The sequence below is a fragment of the Pseudomonas paraveronii genome (assembly GCF_963681955.1).
Taxonomy (GTDB): Bacteria; Pseudomonadota; Gammaproteobacteria; order Pseudomonadales; family Pseudomonadaceae; genus Aquipseudomonas; species Aquipseudomonas paraveronii.
This window is the reverse complement of sequence record NZ_OY817130.1, coordinates 3161867-3181385: the sequence shown is the minus strand read 5'-3', so window position 1 is coordinate 3181385 and position 19519 is coordinate 3161867. Positions and strand designations below refer to the sequence as shown.

The window sequence follows — 19519 nt, the reverse complement described above, 5'->3', positions numbered from 1 at the left end:
TGAAGAGGAGTACCGAAAGATGAGCAATTCCGCAAAAAAAATGCCGGTCACTGCCGAACACAAAGCCGACCAGCACGCCATGACGACTGACCTGTGGCGACCGCTGGAAAAACTGCGGCAACAGGTCGACCACCTGTTCGATGACTTCAATCGCGGTACCAGCCTGTCGCCCTTCGGTCGCGGGCTGTTCGACGTTGAACCGTTCTGGCGTCGCGAGCTGATCGGCCATGGCATGCCTGCCGTGGACATCACCGAGAAAGAAAAAAGCTACGAAATCACCGCCGAAGTCCCCGGCATGGATCAGAAAGACATTGAGATCAAACTGTCCAACGGCAGCCTGATCATCAAAGGCGAGAAACACGAGGACAAGGAAGAAAAACGCAAAGGCTACCACCTGAGCGAACGTCACTACGGTTCCTTCGAACGGGTATTCAACCTGCCCAAAGGTATTGACGCCGACAAGATCGACGCGAGGTTCAGTAAAGGCCTACTGAGCATCTCGTTGCCGAAAAAGCCTGAAGCCATGAAAGCCGACAAAGTCGTGCCCATCAAAGGCGAGTGAATTCCGGGCTGCACGGCCCCTTGGCGGGAAACCGACAAGGGGCTTTTTTTATCTGCCGCGGTTCATTGGAAGGCGCTCAGGCGCCAGATGTCCTGCCCATTGATCGTCACGGGGCGGGATGATTGGCGGCAGTCGTGGGACGGTATTCATGACGTCTCCTCCCCTGCCCGGCACGCGTTGCTGGCAACCCTGCGACTGCCTGGCAGCAAACCCGACGACGTGTCGGGTGCTGCAACCGTTCACTACTTGCGGCTTGCCTTTTCGAGCATCCGGCTGGCGCGCTCATTGGCTTGATCGGCCGTCTGTTGCGCCTGATTGGCCGCAGCCGCCGCCTGTTCGGCTTTCGAGTAGGCTTCATCAGCCCTTGCTTGTGCCGACAGCGCGGTGCTTTGGGCGGCGTCCAGGCGTGCATCCACTTCTTTGGCCGGCTTGTTACTGCAACCAGCCGACAGCGCCATGAGGACGCTGAGCAACACTACGGGTAAACGCATATTCATGGGTATTCTCCTTGAGGGTCGTAGCTGGAAAGCTCCGGCTACGGTTCCAGTATCCGGCGCCGTCGATGCGGGGCACTGATTTTTGTCAACTTTCGACCAACATTCACGCACAGCACTCAGCGAGCGACACCCCGTCCTTATTCCGTCGTACCCAGCCGCGCCATGTAACGTGCGACAGCCTCGCTATCGGCGTCCGACAACGTATGCGCAATCTGACTCGTCAGATCACCCCGCTCACGCAGGTCGGCCTGTTGAAACACCTGGATCTGGCGAATCAGGTAGGCGGCATGCTGACCTGCCACGCGCGGGGTCTGGCCATGGCCCCGGCCTTCGGCGCCATGGCAGGCGCTGCACTGTGCGATGCCGGATTCAGGCACGCCGTGGCGAAAGATCAATTCGCCCCGCGCGTCAGGCGTTTCGGCTTCTGCTTGCATGGGCCGCTGTTTTGAAAAATAGTCCGCCAGTTCAGTGATCTGCGATTCGGTCAAATGGGTAAAGCCCCACATGTACTGAATCGAGGCTTTATCCATGCGCACATGGCCTTTGAAATCAGTCAACTGCTGCTTCAGGTAGTCTTTTTGCTGGCCGGCCAATTTAGGAAACAGCGGCGCGACCGACTCCCCCGTCAGCCCATGGCACAGGGAACACACGTCGTTTACCAAGGCAAGCGCGGGCATGGACGCGGTGTTTTGCGCTGCCCGATCGCGGGTGCCGGAACAGCCCATAAGGACCACAGCACAGAGGGCAAGCGTCAGGTGTGATCGGTTGATAGAGCACCTCATATCACAAGCCTCCATGAGCAGCGTCGGTCGCCAGCGCGTACCGGGTCCAGACACCTTCGCTCAAGGCCGTGCAGGCTTTATTGACAAAACTCAATGATTCGCCTGGGGCGGGGTGTAACTCGATTAATGAGGCGCTGCACTGTCTGGGAACCCGAAGACGAAACCTTTCCGTTCGGCGTGTAAGGCTCACAGGTCGCGACGCGTCTACACCGAGCGTCCTTCCGCCGATTCGCGCTGCCAGGCCCGCTGCAATAATTCAATGACGTCTTCATCGGTGGTCTGGGGGAAACTCGAGTACCAGTAACCGATGGACATCATCCGCTCAGGAATCAACGGGCAGATCACTTCATTGACGATGCAGCGCAGGGTCTCCACCGTATCCAGCGGCGCGACCGGCACCGCCACGACGATACGCGCCGGGGCCTGCAACTGCACCGCCTGGATCGCGGCGCGCATCGAGGCCCCCGTGGCCAGGCCGTCATCGATCAGGATGACCACCTGATCCTTCAGTTGCAACGGCGCCCGCGTGCCGCGGTAAACCTGTTCACGGCGCGTTAACTCACGCGTTTCCTGGGCGACCACGGCGTCATAGCTGCCTTGATCAATCGAATGAGCCCGCAGCACCTCTTCATTGCGAAGGTGGATACCGCCACTGGCGATGGCGCCCATGGCGAACTCGGGCTGGGATGGAATGCCGAGCTTGCGTACTACGAGGAGGTCCAGACGCACGTGCAAGGCAGTGGCCACCTCATACGCCACAGGGACGCCACCCCGCGGCACGGCGAGGATGATGACATCGGGGCGACGGGCGTATCTGAGCAGCGGTTCCACCAGACCTTGTCCGGCCACCGACCGATCCTGCCAGAGCGTTTGCAGCGAAGGGCTATGAGTCATGGGGCACCTCATCTGTCGTTTCATTGCACAGGACGTTTACGGTCCTAGACCGCCAGCACACCGCACGGCACCTGGTAGAGGATGTGTTCAGTGGTACTGCCCAGCAGCTTCTCGATGCCGTGGTACTGGACCCGGCCCATCACGATCACATCCACCGAATGTTCCTTGGCGAATTGACTCAACACCGCGACGGGGTTACCCAACACGAAGTGATGACGATCGGAAGGGACGCCATAGTTTCGCGCCAGTTCGAGAAGGTTGTTTTTCTCGGTACTCGCCAGTTCCTTACTGAGATTGGAAAGGGCCATGCCGCCCATGTCGCCCATGTAGATCGCGGACATATCACAGGCATACAGCAGGTGCAGCTCGGCATCGCATTGCAGCGCCAGGCTGGTGGCCTGCTCAATGATACGTTGGTTCAACGCGCCGTTTACCTGTTGAGCATCCGCCACATCAACCGCTGCCAACACGATGCGCGGCAACGCATGGCCGCCACCGCCGACCAGATAGACCGGAATCGGGCACTCGCGCAGCAACTGCCAGTCCAGCGGGGTGAAGAACGCGCGTTTGAGCGCCGACTCGTGCTGCACTTGCTTGATCAGGAGATCGGGCTGCGTCTCCGTGACGTAATCCAGGATGTCTTGCTTGAGGTCAGAGGCCCAGGTCACCTGCGACGTCACGTCGAGCCCCAGCGCGCGCAGATTGTTGGTTTGGTTGTCCAGCCAGTCGCGGTGGTCTTGGAGGTAGCTGGCCCGGGCCTTTTCTCGCACGTCTTCGGCCAGTAGCGACAGGATGTCCAACGGTGTTGTCAGCGCAGCAATATGTAAGCTCGCGCCACTGGCCTTGGCCAGGGCGGCCGCATGGCTGATCGTCGGGGAATCACGCAGGGCGGGGTTGATGATCAGTAACAGGCGTTTGTATTGGCTCATGATCGGGCTCCAGAGAGGAATGAAAAGCACAACCCACACGTAAGAGGGACTTAACGTATAGGCCCTGGCGGCGTCGCGGGAACCATGCGCCATCCCTCAGGACACTGGCGCACGGTCGGGTAATAGCCGTTGGCCGAATCGCAGTAGTACCAGGCAGATGGCGCGGTCGCGCCGGGCGGGGGCTCGACCACCACCGTCGGCGGGCTGGGTGGGTAGTAGTAAGCCGGGGCGGGATAGTAATAAACCGGGTACGTCGGGTAGTAATACGGGGTGGCGATCCGCGCGGCTTCCCAACCCAACCCCAGGCCGAGACCAAAGCCCCACCAGCCTGGCCCGCCCCCATGACCGCCGCCGTGCGGCGCGGCATGCGCCGGCAATGCAACGGCGACCGCGAACAGGATGAACCCTGTCAGCACACACTGTTTTACCGAGTCACTGTTCATGATGTTTACCCAGGAGGATCGCGAGTAGCGTTACGGTTGGTCCATCTGGCCGGACGCGCCGCACCCTTGCGGCCATGCCATGTGCATGGGCATCTGCCAACCGTCCTGATCGGCGACCCGGTGGTGCATCACGGTCCAGAACAGATCGAAGATGGTTTTTTGCGGGGCATCGAGGGCGTCATAAAAGGTTTGCGTGCGTGCCTGCGCAGCGTCCAGACGGACCAGTTTCGCCTGCATCCAAGTGGTTTGCGCCCGCAGGCGCTCTATGCCTTTTGCCATTCTTTGCGGCGTGGTTTCGTCCTTCAGCGCTTGTCTGGCACTCGCCTTGTCAGTATCGGCTGCGTTGCCTTTTTCCATTTGCTGATTGGCGTCTGCGATGACGCCCGTGGCCCAGGTTTCCCAGGCGGGCATTTGCTCCGGCTTGAGACTGAGCTTGCCCTTGAGTTCGTCCAGGGTCTGCTGCGTATGCTTGACCCAATCGAAACTCGAGGCGTGATGGAACATGCCGCCCGGCCCTGGCCCTGGCATCGCAGGGTTGGCAAAGGCGCCAGTGGACGGCAACAGCAGAGCACTGGCCGCGATCAACAAGCACTGACCCATCAAGCGTGATTTTTTCATTTCAACTCATCTCAACATCGTGGGTTCAATCCGAGCATAGGAGCCCGCCTGGCGGGCGATCTGATCCACGTCAGAAAACCGAGATACCGGCCAGCCGCTGGATCAACGGTAGCCCTGCCTGGCGCATCAGCCTATCCAATGGATCTCTGGGGCCTTGTGAACGATGGGCGCAGGCACCGACTTCGGATGCCCCACGATAATCGGTGCCACGGGCGTCCACTCGGCGGGCAGGCCCAGCGCCTGCTTACCCTGCGGCGTATTCAGAAAGCCTTGGGCGAAACCGATCCAGCACGTCCCGAGCCCCTCGGCATGCGCCGCGAGCATCAGGTTCTCGGCCGCCAAGGCACAGTCTTCGACAATCCACTGATTGGGCGCGTTGCCCGAGATCAGCACCAGGACCGGCGCATGGTAGAAAATCTGAAAACTTTCCTCGCTGAGCAACGCTTGGAAGTGGCTGGAGTGCGTTCCGGCGGGCGTGGTGGCGAGCGTCCAGGCCCGGGCTTCACGGGAAATCCGCTCCAGCAGCGCCTGGTCGCGGATCACCGTGAACGTCCAGGGCTGTTGGTTCATCGCGCTGGGCGCCTGGGCGGCGGCATCGATCAGGCGAAAAATGAGTTTTTCATCGACCGGTTCTGGCGTGTAGTCACGTGTCGAGCGCCGGCCGGCGATTGCCTTGGTTACGTTCATGGGGCTCTCCTCTCACGTCGACGGTACTTGCATGCTTCTCTGAAGTGCCTGCGGCCAGGTTGACTTTTATCAACAAAGTCACACCCCGGCCGACGCGTTCACTGACTGTCGCCGGGGAATGGCCTTCTCGTAGTTGGCGACGCTGATGTCTTTCTCTATTTTCGAGTAGTCCAGGACGGGTCAGCAGCGCCAATGAAGCACGCCAGCCCTTCATCACAGGTCGACCTTACTGGCGGCGGCACTGTCGAGTGTGGCGCTCACGCCCATTTTGCGCAGAATGTCGCGAATCGTCCGTTGTGCCGCCGCGTCGTCACGCAGCGCCAACACCAGCAACCGCGTCACCTTGTCACCCGTTATCCCCTGCGCGGCTTCGCGCCGACTGGTCAAGCCCAGGGTATGCAACTGCGCCTCAAGGTTCTTCAAGCGCGTCTCGTTGCCATAGGTGCCAAGATCCAAACGTATCCCTTCACCTGCCGACAGACCTGTTGCCACGGGCCGGGGCGTCCAGCACCAGGCAATCTGGGTCGGCGGTTGAATACTCGCGACCCCCTGCTCGGTGGGCGAACCGAGGGCGGCCAGACGGACATTCGTCGCGGCCGCCTGGGCATCCATCGCCGTCAACTGTTCGGCGATGCCATTCAGCTGTGCATCGAGGATGGTGGCCTGGCGCTGCAATTGGTCGGCCTGGCTGTACTTGTCCATCAATACCTGTTCGCCTTCCTGGCGGTAGGTCAGTTGAATGCCGATAAGGTTCTCACTGCCCATCAAGTTACGCTGGCTCGGAAAATCATCGGCGCTGAAGGTGTGTTGCCCACCGTTGAACAACCGCAGGAAGTCCACGAACGCCCGGTCTCCGGTCCAGTGCCGGGTCAGCTTGAAGTTGGCGAAGCTGATCTCCAGGGCAACATCGGAACAGGCTCCGGGTGCCCAGACGAAGCTGGCGCTGGTGGGAAAGTTGAAGTTATCCAGCACCGTCGAACGGCCACTGCATTGCAGCGTCAGGCGCGTCTGCTGGGGCAGCGAACGGGCGCCGAGGTTGACCTGTGACGGCGCGGCGGACAATTCCACCACGGCCGCGGTGGCCTGCAGTGTGGCAATGCTCTGCTTGAGCTCAGCCCGTTGCGCCACCAGGCTTTTCTGCTCGGCTTCGAGTGCCTGCCGGCTTTGCTGCTCGGTGGCCTGCTGGGCCTGACTCTGTCGCTCGGCACCGAGCAGATCGTTGCGCGCATGCTGCATACGACTGACATAAGCGTAGAACGCACCGGTCAACGGAATTTGCACACCCAGCGCTTCCCGTCCGCTGTAGCGCTGCACATCGCGTTGCACGAAGGTTTTCACCGCCCCGTTCATAAAGGCCGGCAGTTGACCGCGTTCGCCGTACAGCAGCTCGTTAAGCATGACCGGGTCCTGCACGCCCTGGATCGAACTGAGCAACTGCCCGCTCCAGTCACTTTGCAGGCGACAGGCCGCCACTTCGGAGGCGTAATGCGAGGCGAAATCCAACTGGCCGGTCGCCAACGACCAGACCACATCTTCACGCGGATCCGGACCCTTCAGCGCCTGGATCAAGGCGCTGCGCACGCTATCGGCTTCCCACAGCGGCGCAGACTTCACCGCAGGATCGGCACCGAAACCCCAAGTATCCACGGCAACCTGGAACGCTTGCGCATCGCTTTTCTGCAGATCGGCCACCACTCCTTTCATCAACTGCTGAAACCTGGCCAACGCGCGGGCTTGGGTCAACTCGTCGCGCAAACCATTGACGCCGCCTTCGATCGAGCCGCCATTGGCCATGCCCTTGAGCACATCGCCGCCTAGCGCATTGGTGATTTTCAGACTGCCCAGCGCCCCCGCCTCGGCATGCAGATCGTTGTTACTGGCCAGTTCAAGCAAGCGATCGAGCGACACCGCGCGGTTCGCCCAAGGTGTGCGTTGCTCGACCGGGATCAGGGCGAACCGTTCGGCACTGCGATGCAACAGCTTCAGGAACGGATCGTTGGGCGTACCGACGACACTCAGGGCCAGTTGCCAATCACCGCGATTTTTCAAGCGCGTCTGCGCACTGAGCAGGCTGCCCTGGAGAAACCGATACCAGGCATCCTGGGTATCGCTTCGGTACTGATCGAGGAATTTCACCCGCTGTGTCTCCCACAGCGCGCTGTCACGGCTGGCGAGGCCGAGTTCATCCATAAAAGCAAAAATCGCAGTATGCCCTTGCGACGTATAGGCACCGGAAAGACTCAGCCCCGGGTTATCGCTATCGCTCCAGTATTCAGCCAGCCGGATCGGCGGCAGATTGTCCTGCAGTTCGGCCCAGGCTTTGAGCCACGTCAGGGGGCGCCCTTCAAGCCCCATGCTTTCGAGCTGGCCCAGCAAGGCCGCGCGCTGGCCTTGCATCTGCGCCATATCGGTCTGCCACTCCAGATAGGAGCGATAGCTGCTCCCCAGGGTGACCAACTGCCCGGCGCTGGTCGCTTGCTTGGAGCCGTAGGTCAAGTTCAGGAAACCCACCTCGGAACCCGGCAGCGGCAGGTTATCCATCGACTGATTGTTCAGACGGGCATCGAGCAGGTTGATCCGTCGCACGAGGTATTCGGCATACGCGGCAATCAGGCGTGGATCGCCGCTGTTCAACGCGCCGCGCAGGTTTTGCGAAATGACGCCATCGAATACCGGCGTGCGTATTTCGCGGTCGAACAGCCTGACGTAGTCAGAGCGGTAATGCTCCTGGACCTGTTCGATATGCCGGGAGAACGGCAGCAAACCATGCCAGCCGCCCTGCTGCTGGGCAGACAGGCTGATCAACGCTTGGCGGAAGCGACGCAGCGCATCCAGGTCGGTCTCCAGCCCGCCGTCGAAGTCCTCGGCCGCTGGCGGCTCGTCCATCGCTTCGGTGAGCACTGCCTCAGTGTGGTGGTCGGCATACACCAGCAAGGCGCCAAAGCCGACACACAGTCCCAGCCAGCCAAGCACCGCGGCATGGGCCAACAGTCGGCGCCAGCGATGCCAGCTGTCGATGGGCTGATAGGCATGGCGTTGCGCCGGCAACTGCTGTCCGAGCAACTCATGACTGAACCAGCCTTCGCTTGTGCCGTCAGCCTCTTGCCCGTTGGCCGTGAGGAACAGCCCGCAGAGCAGCGGCAACTCGCTGTAGGGGTTGGCGTCAAACGCGGGCAACAGCAGATGCTGGAGACGCGAGCGTAGATCAACGATGCGCTCCGGCAGGCTGAACGCCTCGTCATCAGGCAGGCCACGCACGCCCAACTCGATACGCAGGTCGAACAGGCGCTGGCCAATCCCACTGAACATCTCTTCGAGAAACACCTGCGCCGCCCCCGTGCGCTGCAGGCTGAGCAGGCCGAATGGCTGCTCACGTTGCGGCGGTGTGAGAGCGGACGCCCATTGGGTGAAGCCCGGCAAGGCTTCGGCACCGGTAATAATGAAATACACCGGCAAACGGGCACCAAAGACCTTCACCAGATCATCCAGGCGGCGGCGCAGATTGTGCCCCTGCTCGGCCAGGCGCGCATCCGAATCGCTCAACAAGCGCTGACAGTCGATCACCAGCAGCACACCGTTGAGGGGTTCACGGCGCCGCGAACGCAACAGCCAGTACAGCAACCGCCGCCATTCCGGGCCAGCGTCGCTGTTGCCCTCGGCCATGCGCCCGGCGGGGTCAATGATCACGCCACGCTCAAGGAACCACCAATCCAAGGTCCCGGTGGAGGCCGCCGGCTTTCCACCGTGGGTCGAACGCAAGGCCGAGGTCAGCCCGCTGTTGCCCAGCAAACGCCGGGTGCCGCTGTCACTCTCGCCCAGCGTCAGGAACCAGGGCAGCACATACAGCGGTGAACCCAATCGACTCAGGCGCGACTGGCGCAACATCTGCACGCCGCTGTTCCAGTCCTGATCAAGCGCCGGCGCTTCATCGCGACTCTGGGGCAATTCGCCGTTCATCCGCCGACGCAAGCGCCAGGCATACCAGCGCCGCCCGACCCCACGCAGGCAAAAAACCAGCAACAGCGCAACGATGAAAATCACCGGCACGTACCACAATGGCCAGTTTTCGTAGAGCGCCAGGCCCCAGAGCAACAGCACGATGCATACCAGCAGCACCGCCCAGAGCAACAACACCCCTGCTTTCTTCAACATCAGCGCATCTCCAGCAATTGGCTGACTTGTCGACCCAGCGAGAGGTCAAAACTGATGTAAAGCACGGTCAACAGAATCAAGGGCACCCCGATCAGCAGCAGCAACGAAATACCGGGCAAGCCCCGGCGCACCACACGCAGGCGGGTTGGCAGCTGCGCCTCGGGTTGTTCAAAGAGGTGGCTGGTGGCATCCAGCGGGACCATCTGCCGATCGAGAATGATCCGTTCCAGGCAGAGCCGACGGTACTGCACCAGCTCACCACCCGGACGGGTCGCGTAGCGCCCCTGGAAGCCGCCGAGCAAGGCCAGGCCGAAGACCTCGCGGGCACCGACCGCCGCCTCGGGCAATGCCTCCAGGCGCTGGAAGAACTCGACACCGGCACGACTGGTGGAAAAGTAGTGACGTTGCAACGGCGCCCGCCGCCATTCTGCCGCCCCGGGCCATTCGCCAGACATGGCCGCCTCATCGATCCAGGCGACCACCGCGAACAACGCCTCACGCACTTCGGCTTCGGCAAAATGCAGCTCGCGGGCCCGATTGGCCGCGCCATCGAGCAGCACGATGAGCGCCGGCGCAAGCGTCTCGTAGGACTGTGCCGGATCAATGAAGCCGCGCTTGGCAGCCTCGAAACTCGACATCCAGCAGTCGGCCAGGCGGGGATTGATCATGTGCGCACCACCACCAGGTCGATACTCAGGTCAGCCGGCGGCTGGGGCAGGAAAAACGCCGCCTGACGCTCCTGCTGTAGCGTTTCCCAACCATCGCTCAGCGTTTCCAGGCGGAAGTACAACGCGCCGGCCACCCGTGGCAGCCCCTGGGGCGGAACCTGCAGGTAGATCAACTCGACGCCGGGCAATGCGCGGTTGACCAGGCCTTGCATGACACTCTGCGCTCCGAGCTTGCCATCCATCGGCAGGCACTCGGCCAGCCACACCGGATCGACCACACTGCGCGCCACCAGAAAGTAACGATGCCGTGGGCCGAAAAACGCGTCTGGTAATGGGGCCTGATAAAAACCTTCCTGCAGTTGCAGGTGCACCAACAACTCTGAGCCGATGCTGATTTCATTGAGCTGCTGGCCGATCAGGGCCACCAGTGCAATCGTTGCGGCCCCCGCCTCCTCGTGTTTGTACGGCGGCACCAACAGACGGCCATCCGGGGTTTCGCCGAGCATGTCGCAGACATCGGAAAACAGACTCAACTCACCGACAAGTTGGCGCAGGGTGCCGTAAAGCTCCCATGGCGAAACCTGCGGTGTTTCGAGCAAATGCGTCAGCAACGGGCCATAGCGATTCAGTACCGCCAGCGCCATCAGATGGTTGACCTGCGCAGCGTCGAGATCGCCGCGCCGCGACTCCCCCGGCTGCTTGTACACCGACAACTGCCGCGCCCGGCCGACCAGTTCGTCACGGACTTCACGCAAGGTTTGCAGGAGCATCGGCGATGCCGCCAGATTGATCGACGGCGGCACGTAGCGCTGGGCCGGCCGGACGCGATCGCCGTCCAGTTCAAGGCGGGCAATCGGCAGCAGCTCGTAGGCGCTCAAATGCTCCAGCTCATCCTCCCAGAACAGCCGCAACACATAGGACATCGGCCTCACCCGCGCTTCCGGGGAATTGCCGAGACGGTCACCGATCACTTCCGGGTCAGCCGCCACGATAAACCGCGCTTCCGCCCGGGAACCGGCCGAGAGGGTCTCGAACACTTGCGCGTTGACTTCGCCTGGCAGCAAGCGGCGCAACCCCACAAACAGCGTGCGGCCGCCACTGAATTCGCTCAGGTCCAGGCTGCGCGACTCGAGCACCGCATTACCCGGATATTCGGCCAACGTGCCTTCGGCGAAGCGCACCGACAATTGATCGAGCAGGCATTGTTTGGCAACCAGCGCGGGTTCGTTGATCTTCAGCGAGATCAGGCCCCACGGGTAAGGATGGTTCAACCCCGTGGTACGGGCAAGACGATGCTCGATACGGGCATCGTTCTGTTGGAAATGCTGAGGCTGGAGGAACAATCCCTGGTGCCAATACAACAACTGATCGATATTCATAGGGCTCGGTTTCAGGCAAAAAATTGAAAAAGCGTGGCCGTTGCAACGCTCACGACAAGCAGGTCAGTCCTGTGCGCCGGGCAGGCGCACCTCGCCCTCTCGGGGCTGCACCGGCTTGGGCAACGCCAGACGACTTTCCTTGCCGCGCAACAGCGCATCAGGCCCGACGAGCAGGTCAATGGCGATGGGGCGCGGTGTGGCGGTCCAGGTCTTGCTGAAGAACCCCGTCGACGTCACGTCGACGCCGATCTGATAGAGCTTGACGCTGCGCGTCGGGTCCAGGTGCGCATAGCCGACAGCGACGCCGACCATCTTCGCGCCCTCGAGTCGCGGCAGGCTTAACTGCCGGGTCTGCCCCGGCTCGATAAACAGCCGCGTAAGCCCGATCATCCCGGGCGGCGCGCTGTTCATCAGCAGCAGGTTGCTCAGTTGCTGGGAGCTGCCGGTGTAGGCGGAAAACGCACTGATCTGATCGAACTGCGTGACCACCACCAACAGGTTATGCGCCTGGCCGTCGTACTGATTGAGGTCGTTATCGGCGGTGAAGCTCAGCTCGATGGCGTTTTCGGTGTAGTCCCATTTGAGCGCGGTGAGGGCCTTTTGCTCGGGGGTCAGTTCCTGGCTGCTGCAGGCGGCGAGCAGGATGCACAGGACGAGTCCGCCCATGGAACACTTGATGGAGGGCATGCTCACTCCATCACCAGAACAGCGGTCTGGCTCGGCTGCGAAACCGTACCCATGGTGTTATTGGCGTTGTGCATGGTCTGGCAGGTGACACGCACGGCGGGCTTACCTGCAACCATCACTTTGGCGCTGCCCTCGATGAAGATCATTTCACCCTTGACCTTACCGCTGGTGACGCCACCGGCCACACCCGCCTCATCGCCACTGGTCATCAACACTTTGCTCGACATATTCATCGCTGGCATGCCGTCCACCAGCACTTCCATCACCAATCCACCCGGGTCTGCGGCGCTGGTATCGGCAGCGTTGGGATAAGGCAACGGCACTGGCCCCGCTGGCGGAACGGGCGTCTTGCAGATATCGGGCACGGTGGACATCGCCATCGCACCGCCGTTATTGAGCATATACATAATCGATCTCACCCCAGCTTGATGCTGTCGCCATCAATGGCAACGCTACGTTGTGCATTCAGGTCCAGCGTGTCGGCCTGCACGCTCCAGTCATCGCGCACGCGCTGGCGCAACGAGCCGGAATGAAGTTCTTCATGGCCTTCGACGCGACGGCGGCTGTCAGCAAAATCCGCCTCGTGGCGCACGGCCTTTTCGCGGTGATACAGGCTGTTGTCGTGGCGCTCGACCCAATGGTTCTCAAGATGCTCGCCACTCATGGCCAGGGTCCCGACCGTCAGATGCGCGCGCTGCATCAGCACACTGCCCTGCTCGGCGCACACCCGTAATGCGCTACCGGCGTCAAGGCTCACGCCGTCGCGAGCCTGAATGCTCAGCGCGCCAGCGGGCAGGCTCAAATGCAGGTCACCCTCCAGATGCAGACGCGCCGGTTGAGCGATGGCGCGTTCCAGCACGCTAAGGATGTAACCGCCTTGCGCGTCCAGGCTGACCAACACCTTGTCCCCCACTGCCGGACGCACCAGGCACCCGAATGCGGGTTTTAGCCAATAGCGGCGGCCATCGCTGCTGACCACGCCGAAACGCTCGCCATCCAGTGCGTTGACCTGTGCATGACGCAATTGAGCAGCGGCATCGCAATACTGCGGGGCTTCATTCATCTCGATTTTCCTAAAGAGGCGGGCCGCCATTGCTCGGCGGCGAGGCGTTCGGTATCAACGGGCTGGATGGCCTGGGGGTTGCTCTGCTGCCAGTCGGCCTGGGTGAAATCAGCGGCATGCGCATTCATGCCGGTCACGTCGGCGGCGACGAACGAGGCGCGTGGCGCAAGCAACGCGGTGCAATCGGCATAACGCAACAGGGCGCGGTCAAAGCGCGCGCCTGGCATCTGGGCGTCTATCAGGATGGCCATCTCCAGAACGGCATCACTGAAATCGGCCGAGTCAAAATGGCTGGCATTGAACAGAGCGCCCTTGAGATTGGCACCGACAAACATCGGCGCGGTTCCCTTGCTGCGGTAGAACGACGCGCCTTCGGCCTGCACGGCATGAAAATCGGCACCACTCAACGACGATTCATCAAAGGCACACTGCTGCAACGACGTCAGGCCGAAGCGCGCCTGATCGAGTTGGCAATCGATCAACCGTGCCTTCGTAAAATGCGCCGACTGCGCATCAAGGCCCGTCAGATCGCAGCGGTTCCATTGGGATTTACTCAACTGGGCGGCGGCGAGCCTGATGCGCGGCACGCGGCACTCCGAGAGCGTAAAAGCCTCTAGCTGCGCCCCCGACAGATCCAGATCCTCGCCATAGCATTGCGCCCAGTAGGCCTTGTTCCAACGCACATTCGTGAACAATGCGCCCTGCAATGAACACCCGTTCATGTGCGACGCGTGCGCAGTGCTGTCGGAAAAATTGGCGCCGTCCAGGCGGCAGTCTTTCCAGTAGCTTTGGGTCAGCATGGCGCCATTGAATTGCGCGCCACGCGCATCCACTTCTTCCAGCCGCGCGTTGCTCAAATCAACACCGCGATAGTCGCCACCGGCCAGATTCAACGCGCGCAAGGGCTGCCAGTCAGCCAGCAATTCCCTTAGACGCTCGGCACTTAATACCTCAAGCATGAGTCAGGCGCTCCTTGAGTCGGCAACGCGTCATCAATGCCTGCTCCAGGCGCACGCCGTTGCCGTGCACAGCGTCACTGGCCAAGCCATGCAAGTTGCTGCCACTGAGGTTGGTCTGCTCCAGGCATACCTTGCGCAAGCGGCCGTTAAGCAGGTTGGCGCCAGACCAATCAGCGCGACTCAAGTCACATCCCGACAGGTAGACCCCTTGCGCGACCAGCCCGACACCGTCGGAATCACTCAGGTCGCAACGGGTCAGCAGCGCGTCGTTAAACCGTGCGCCGCGCAGGCTGGCGTGATTCAGATCGGCATCTTGAAAACTGGCAGCGGTCAGGTCGGCATCGTCCAGGCACACACCCGGCAAAACGCAGTGAGCGGCCAGACGCAGGTTCTGCAGGTTGCACTCGCGCAAGTCCAGATCACGGCCCACTATCTTGGAAAAATCGGCTTTGCTGAGATTGGCGCGGTGCATGTCCGTCGCGTCCAGTGTGCAGTCGTAGAGCTTGGCTTTGTGCAGGTTGCTGTCGGTGAGTAGTGCGCCGCTCAGGTCGCATCTATTGAGATGCAGTTGGCTTAGATTGGCGTTGCTCAGTTGAGCCTTGTCGAGGCTGCATTCATTGAGTTGAGCTTGCTGTAGGTTGGCCTCGGTGAAATCGGCAGTGGAGAAATCACTTTTACTGGCTCGAATAGCCAAAAGGTCAGCGCCCTTGAATGATGCGCCTGGGCATAGAACCCGTTCAAAGACCGTTTCTTGCAAGGACGCCTTGTCCAAACTCGCAGCACTCAAATCACAACCGATAAATTGACTCTGGCTCAGGTCCGTATTTGCCAGACAAGCACCTTTGAGCTGACAGTTTTCAAACAACGTTCTTTTCAGGTCTGCTTGCCCCAGATCCAGCCCTGAAAGATCCAGGCCATTGAGGCTGAGGTTCTGCAACGATTTACCCGCCAGGTGTAAGGCTTGCAGCGATTCACGGGTCAGATTGCAGTATTCGGCAGGCGTGGGTGCGGGGCCGAATTTGATTCGATCAGCCGCCAGTGCCTTTTCGACAGCAGCGAGTTGCTGATCGATGGAGGCCTCCATCGCTTGTGAACGGGAAAATCCCGCTGCCACTTTTTCAACCATATCCGCCTGCTGTGCTTGAGGCAGGTCCAGTCGGGCCAGCACCCCCATGAGGTCAACCTCGGGGACGGGTTGATTCGCCAGCGCCAAAGTCTCCTCGACATCCAGACTCAATCGCGTGATCGCACTCCGGGCATGGCGCATGCTGTCGACCTTGGCCTTAGCCAATTCCGTCTCGATTTCGGCTCGTAGCGCCCCTGGATCGAAGGGCTTGGCAGGCGACTGCGGCGCTCGCATGAACGCCGCAAAATCCAGTTTGGCCAACGGCGGATAATCTGCACGGTTGAAAGGCATGTCCATGCCTGTCGCCATGTCCTCGGCGATCTGAAGACTCTGCTCATGCGCCACGGATAATTCGGCGTGTATTGCGTCCGCCGCAGCCTGCACGCTGGCAATCATGGGCCCGGAGTCGAACACCGGCGGCTCGGTGGGCGGTATCTCGACCGGCTCCACCGGAGGACGCGGCCAAAGCCGATCAATCCATGTCTGCTTATCCAGCTCGGCATCCCCGACACGCTCAAGGGCCATCGCCAGTGTGGCGATATCCTGCGCATCGATATCGAGTACAGACACCTCTGCCCGGTACAGCAAAAGCACACTCTGCGCTTCGGGGAACAGCCATACCGTATCGAGGTCCATTGGCGCCTCGGTGATGGCAAGGTGCTTATCAGTGCGCTCGACAAAAAGTCGTGGCCGCAGGCCAGGCAGACGCCCGGACACTTGTGCCTGGGCCGGGTGCATCCCCGTTACCGACCAGGCTTCGTCTCCCCGCCAGAATTCGGTATTGCACTGGTCCTGCGCCACTTCATCGAACCAGCGGGCATCGGTGTCGATCGGCAAGAACGGTGCACGATAGGCGGTCCAGTCCTCGTCAAGGGTGCCCATAAAGGCACTGCGTGCAGCGCTTTGCGGCGGTAATGGCATGAAGCTGGCAATTGCCAGGCGATCCTTGGGATCGCAAACACTCAGGTTCGCGACTTCCAGTTGTGCGAGTGCAGTTCCGCCTGCGGTGTCTGTATCAGCACAATAACCTTTGCCCACAGGGTTATCCGCCCACTGGGAACCACCGTAGGCGTTTTCCAGGGTCAACGGCAGGCAATCGATCTGTCCGGTTGTAACAGGCATCCAGCCCAAGAGGCCCTTGTTCCATTGACGGGGTGGAAACACATGCAGGGTTTTCTCAAGCGCTCCCAGACGCGCCCGCACTGCCATTCCGACGCGCTGTGCGTCGGTCAGGGCATAGGCTTGCCCCTGTACTGCAAAGGTGCCACGGCTTTTTTTCAAACCACGGTCCAGCGTCTGCTTGCCCATGCGCTCGGCGAGCCAGCTCCAGGTTTGCTCGGCGGGCATGATCTTGCCTTCGGCATCCACTAACAGGCCGAAAGTAACCACCAGGACATGGGTATCCCGCAGTTTGGAAGTGGCAAGCAACACAAGGCTGGCGTGTTCACATTTGAGTTGCATCAGACTCTCCGCACATGTTTAGAGCAACGGTCGCCGGTCAAGCTGCGGGAGCCCCGCCAGCGGCGCCGGCACCGTCACCAGCGACCTCGGCCGCCTCCACACTAGCGGCACCTGCGGCTGCTTGAGCTTCTACATTGACCTGATTGACTGCGCTTTCGAGGATGATTTTTTTCAGTTCTATCGAGGCTTTACTTGTTAACGTTTGTATCGCCAAACTTGGAGGGATCTGGACCGGCGTGTTAATTAAAGTATCCGTGATTCGATTGCCTATCACTGCTGAGTCGCCCACATAAACACTTTCGACAATTGACACTTCCCCACCAAGTAGGACATTTCCGGTAACATGCAGGTCAGCATCGATATGAACAATCCCAGCAGATTTTATAACCACGCCATCCTTGGTCAAAACAATAGTATTGGCACCCACTGTGATCTCGTGAGACATGGTAGATAAATGCATAAAATAGGCAGTTTTTTCCAGCTTTACTTCATGCCTCTCGGAGCCGACAACAACGGAGCGAGCATTAAAAAATGACTTGTCATTTTGGGCCTTACTGACCTTCTTGATAAACTCGCCAATATTAACTTTTAATGGAATCCACTCATATGAAAACGATGCGATGCCTAGCTTTACATCCGCACTCACGGCATTGAGCGCGACACTCAGGTTTAAACCGTTAGCAGAAACAGAACCCTTAACTGCGGAAAAACTCGCCGCCAAGTCAATAGTCGCCGTGCTTTTCTTACTCACATACGTATAGCTACTTGCGCCAACATAATCTACAACATCTGCAACGCCCTGTTTACTTGTGAATTTTTTGTTCAATACCGTTTCATTGGAGTTTGCGTCCGTCAGCGACTTCGGCGGATTCCCTCCACTGATAGAGAGCGCATATACGCCAGGAACCTCATGCTTATACGAACTGGACGCCAACTGCATATGCTTATCCGTGCGCAAATGCGCCCCACTGACATCGCCCTCGCCCAAGGTAAAACTGCAACCGGTAGACGCGCCCATCTTCATCATCGGCCCGGACGGGCTGTCTTCCATCGCAAACAAATGCCCACCGGGGGTGCTCAAGCCGCTTTGGGTCGCGTTATCGCCGGTGACCACATTCGGATTCTCGGAGTTGGGCACGCTACCGGTGATCACCGGGCGGTCCGGGTCGCCGCCCAAGAACGAAACCAGCACTTCCGTGCCTTTGAGCAGCGGGAAATTCATGCCGTGGCTCGAACCACTGGACAGCGTGGCCATACGCAACCAGGCCGAACCGCGCGTTGCATTCTTCTCGCCGCGAATGAACGGGAAACTCACCCTGTAGCAACCATGCTCATTGAGCAGCGGCCGACCGGTATCTTCATCGCCGTCCACTACCGCACTGAGCACGCCCTGCACATAAGGCCGCGGGGTCACGCAGGGTGCGCGGAACTGCACCTCGCCGGGCAAGGCGATAAACCGCGTGTTGATCCCCTGCCCCGGTCCTTCCCCCTCCGACCCCAGGCCCGGCAACGGCTGATAACCGTCATGGTGAACTTCAATAACCTGATAACCGGCATTGAACAGCGGACGCGGGTGGCCGACTAACAGCATCGGATAACCGGCGCGCAGCCCCGTGGCCCGACCGCTGCCATGAAACTCCCGTTGACGGCAACCGATGGCCTGGGCGCGACGATTGGCCAACCATTGCCCCTGTTCGAGCGAACCGAAGTGCTCGCCATACAACCCTTGCCCGCCGACAAATACAGACGAACTAGAAACGGCCTCTCGTTGTTCGGTTGAGGCATCTGCGCCAAGGCTGGCAGTTGCCACCGAAGCGTTGACCTCCAGCTTCAACTGCGCGTTGCTCGCGGAAAAGTCCTGGAGCGTGACCCCCGCCGCTTGCCGGACGAGTTTGCGCTCGAAGGTACGCGCCACCGCCAGGACCCGACCTACATCCAGTTCCGAATCTTGACGACGATAGGTCAGCAGACTGGGGAGTTGCGGCTGGTACAGTCGGTCGCCACAGAACACCAGCGCCTCGCCGTCAGGCCCCTGTTCAAAGAAGTAATACACGCCGAAATATTCAAGAAGACGTGAAATAAAGGCGAAACTGGTTTCTTCGAACTGGCAGGTAAACGTCGCCTGAGTCAGCGGATCATCGGCCAGCGGCAGGCGAATATCGAAGTCATACGCCGAACCGGGCAAACCGTTCATACCCGGTCCTTCGACATTGAGGTCGGCTAACTTGAGTACGTCACGAATCAGCTCCGGCAGACTTTTGTCCAACCATATTTCGGAAAAGCGGAAATGACGCAACTGTACAAAGCGCGGTTCCAGCACCACGCGGTAGTAGAAATACAGGGAATCGGCGTCGAGATAATCCACCTCCGTGACCACGCCCTGATAGGGATGCGGCTGCCCCAACGCATCGCTCAGGGTCAATACCGCTCGGTTGCCCAGCAGCGCTTCGTCGTCGAACAACGGATTGATCGTGGCCAGCCGAACCTCGAATCGATACGGCTGAGAGAGCTTTTCCTCGCCCTGCCACTGCTGCACCCATAATGTTTCGAGCAGCAGCGAAGGTGCCAGGCTGGCGAAAGTGCAGAGCGCGTGGTCATTGAGAGCCATCAAT

Annotated in this window: 17 protein-coding genes; 1 reads left to right on the top strand and 16 read right to left on the bottom strand. The window is 60.3% G+C overall.

The window, feature by feature from the left end; genetic code table 11:
* Positions 1–19: 19 nt before the first annotated feature.
* Positions 20–562 (top strand): Hsp20/alpha crystallin family protein, encoded by a 543-nt coding sequence (locus tag U5A08_RS14465; RefSeq protein ID WP_253395871.1) that lies wholly within the window; start codon positions 20–22, stop codon positions 560–562.
* Between the two features lie 242 nt (positions 563–804).
* Here the strand turns inward: U5A08_RS14465 and U5A08_RS14460 are convergent, their stop codons facing one another.
* The 16 genes from U5A08_RS14460 to U5A08_RS14385 form a co-directional block, all read right to left on the bottom strand.
* Entirely contained in the window at positions 805–1059 is a 255-nt protein-coding gene (locus U5A08_RS14460) for an Lpp/OprI family alanine-zipper lipoprotein (RefSeq protein ID WP_321852125.1), read from the bottom strand.
* 137 nt (positions 1060–1196) lie between these two features.
* Positions 1197–1856, bottom strand: coding sequence for a c-type cytochrome (locus U5A08_RS14455; RefSeq protein WP_253395869.1), 660 nt, complete (start codon positions 1854–1856; stop codon positions 1197–1199).
* A 189-nt stretch (positions 1857–2045) separates the two neighbouring features.
* Entirely contained in the window at positions 2046–2735 is a 690-nt protein-coding gene (locus tag U5A08_RS14450) for a phosphoribosyltransferase (RefSeq protein ID WP_321852122.1), read from the bottom strand.
* Positions 2736–2779: 44 nt separating this feature from the next.
* Positions 2780–3664 (bottom strand): universal stress protein, encoded by an 885-nt coding sequence (locus U5A08_RS14445; RefSeq protein WP_253395866.1) that lies wholly within the window; start codon positions 3662–3664, stop codon positions 2780–2782.
* 50 nt (positions 3665–3714) lie between these two features.
* Positions 3715–4107 (bottom strand): hypothetical protein, encoded by a 393-nt coding sequence (locus tag U5A08_RS14440; RefSeq protein ID WP_321852121.1) that lies wholly within the window; start codon positions 4105–4107, stop codon positions 3715–3717.
* Between the two features lie 30 nt (positions 4108–4137).
* Complete coding sequence (locus U5A08_RS14435; RefSeq protein ID WP_253395862.1) at positions 4138–4725, bottom strand: Spy/CpxP family protein refolding chaperone; 588 nt, start codon at positions 4723–4725, stop codon at positions 4138–4140.
* Between the two features lie 126 nt (positions 4726–4851).
* Positions 4852–5412 carry a nitroreductase family protein gene (locus U5A08_RS14430; RefSeq protein ID WP_321852119.1) on the bottom strand — a complete coding sequence of 187 codons (561 nt, stop codon included), beginning with the start codon at positions 5410–5412 and terminating at the stop codon, positions 4852–4854.
* A gap of 213 nt (positions 5413–5625) precedes the next feature.
* Positions 5626–9564: a type VI secretion protein IcmF/TssM N-terminal domain-containing protein gene (locus U5A08_RS14425; protein WP_321852117.1), complete on the bottom strand. Its 3939-nt coding sequence runs from the start codon at positions 9562–9564 to the stop codon at positions 5626–5628.
* Positions 9564–10232: a DotU family type IV/VI secretion system protein gene (locus tag U5A08_RS14420; RefSeq protein ID WP_253395853.1), complete on the bottom strand. Its 669-nt coding sequence runs from the start codon at positions 10230–10232 to the stop codon at positions 9564–9566. The genes U5A08_RS14425 and U5A08_RS14420 overlap by 1 nt, the downstream gene beginning before the upstream one ends.
* The gene (gene tssK / locus U5A08_RS14415) at positions 10229–11611 is read right to left on the bottom strand and encodes a type VI secretion system baseplate subunit TssK (RefSeq protein WP_253395850.1); all 1383 of its coding nucleotides are present in this window, start codon (positions 11609–11611) and stop codon (positions 10229–10231) included. The genes U5A08_RS14420 and tssK overlap by 4 nt, the downstream gene beginning before the upstream one ends.
* Positions 11612–11674: 63 nt before the next feature.
* The gene (gene tssJ / locus U5A08_RS14410; RefSeq protein WP_253395848.1) at positions 11675–12298 is read right to left on the bottom strand and encodes a type VI secretion system lipoprotein TssJ; all 624 of its coding nucleotides are present in this window, start codon (positions 12296–12298) and stop codon (positions 11675–11677) included.
* 2 nt (positions 12299–12300) lie between these two features.
* Entirely contained in the window at positions 12301–12705 is a 405-nt protein-coding gene (locus tag U5A08_RS14405) for a DUF4150 domain-containing protein (RefSeq protein WP_321852114.1), read from the bottom strand.
* A gap of 8 nt (positions 12706–12713) precedes the next feature.
* Complete coding sequence (locus U5A08_RS14400; RefSeq protein WP_321852112.1) at positions 12714–13361, bottom strand: DUF3540 domain-containing protein; 648 nt, start codon at positions 13359–13361, stop codon at positions 12714–12716.
* Entirely contained in the window at positions 13358–14284 is a 927-nt protein-coding gene (locus tag U5A08_RS14395) for a pentapeptide repeat-containing protein (protein WP_321852110.1), read from the bottom strand. Before U5A08_RS14395 ends, U5A08_RS14400 begins: the two co-directional genes overlap by 4 nt.
* Before the next feature lie 28 nt (positions 14285–14312).
* Positions 14313–16907: a DUF2169 family type VI secretion system accessory protein gene (locus U5A08_RS14390; protein ID WP_321852108.1), complete on the bottom strand. Its 2595-nt coding sequence runs from the start codon at positions 16905–16907 to the stop codon at positions 14313–14315.
* Between the two features lie 37 nt (positions 16908–16944).
* Positions 16945–19515 carry a type VI secretion system Vgr family protein gene (locus U5A08_RS14385; protein WP_321852107.1) on the bottom strand — a complete coding sequence of 857 codons (2571 nt, stop codon included), beginning with the start codon at positions 19513–19515 and terminating at the stop codon, positions 16945–16947.
* Positions 19516–19519: the final 4 nt, after the last annotated feature.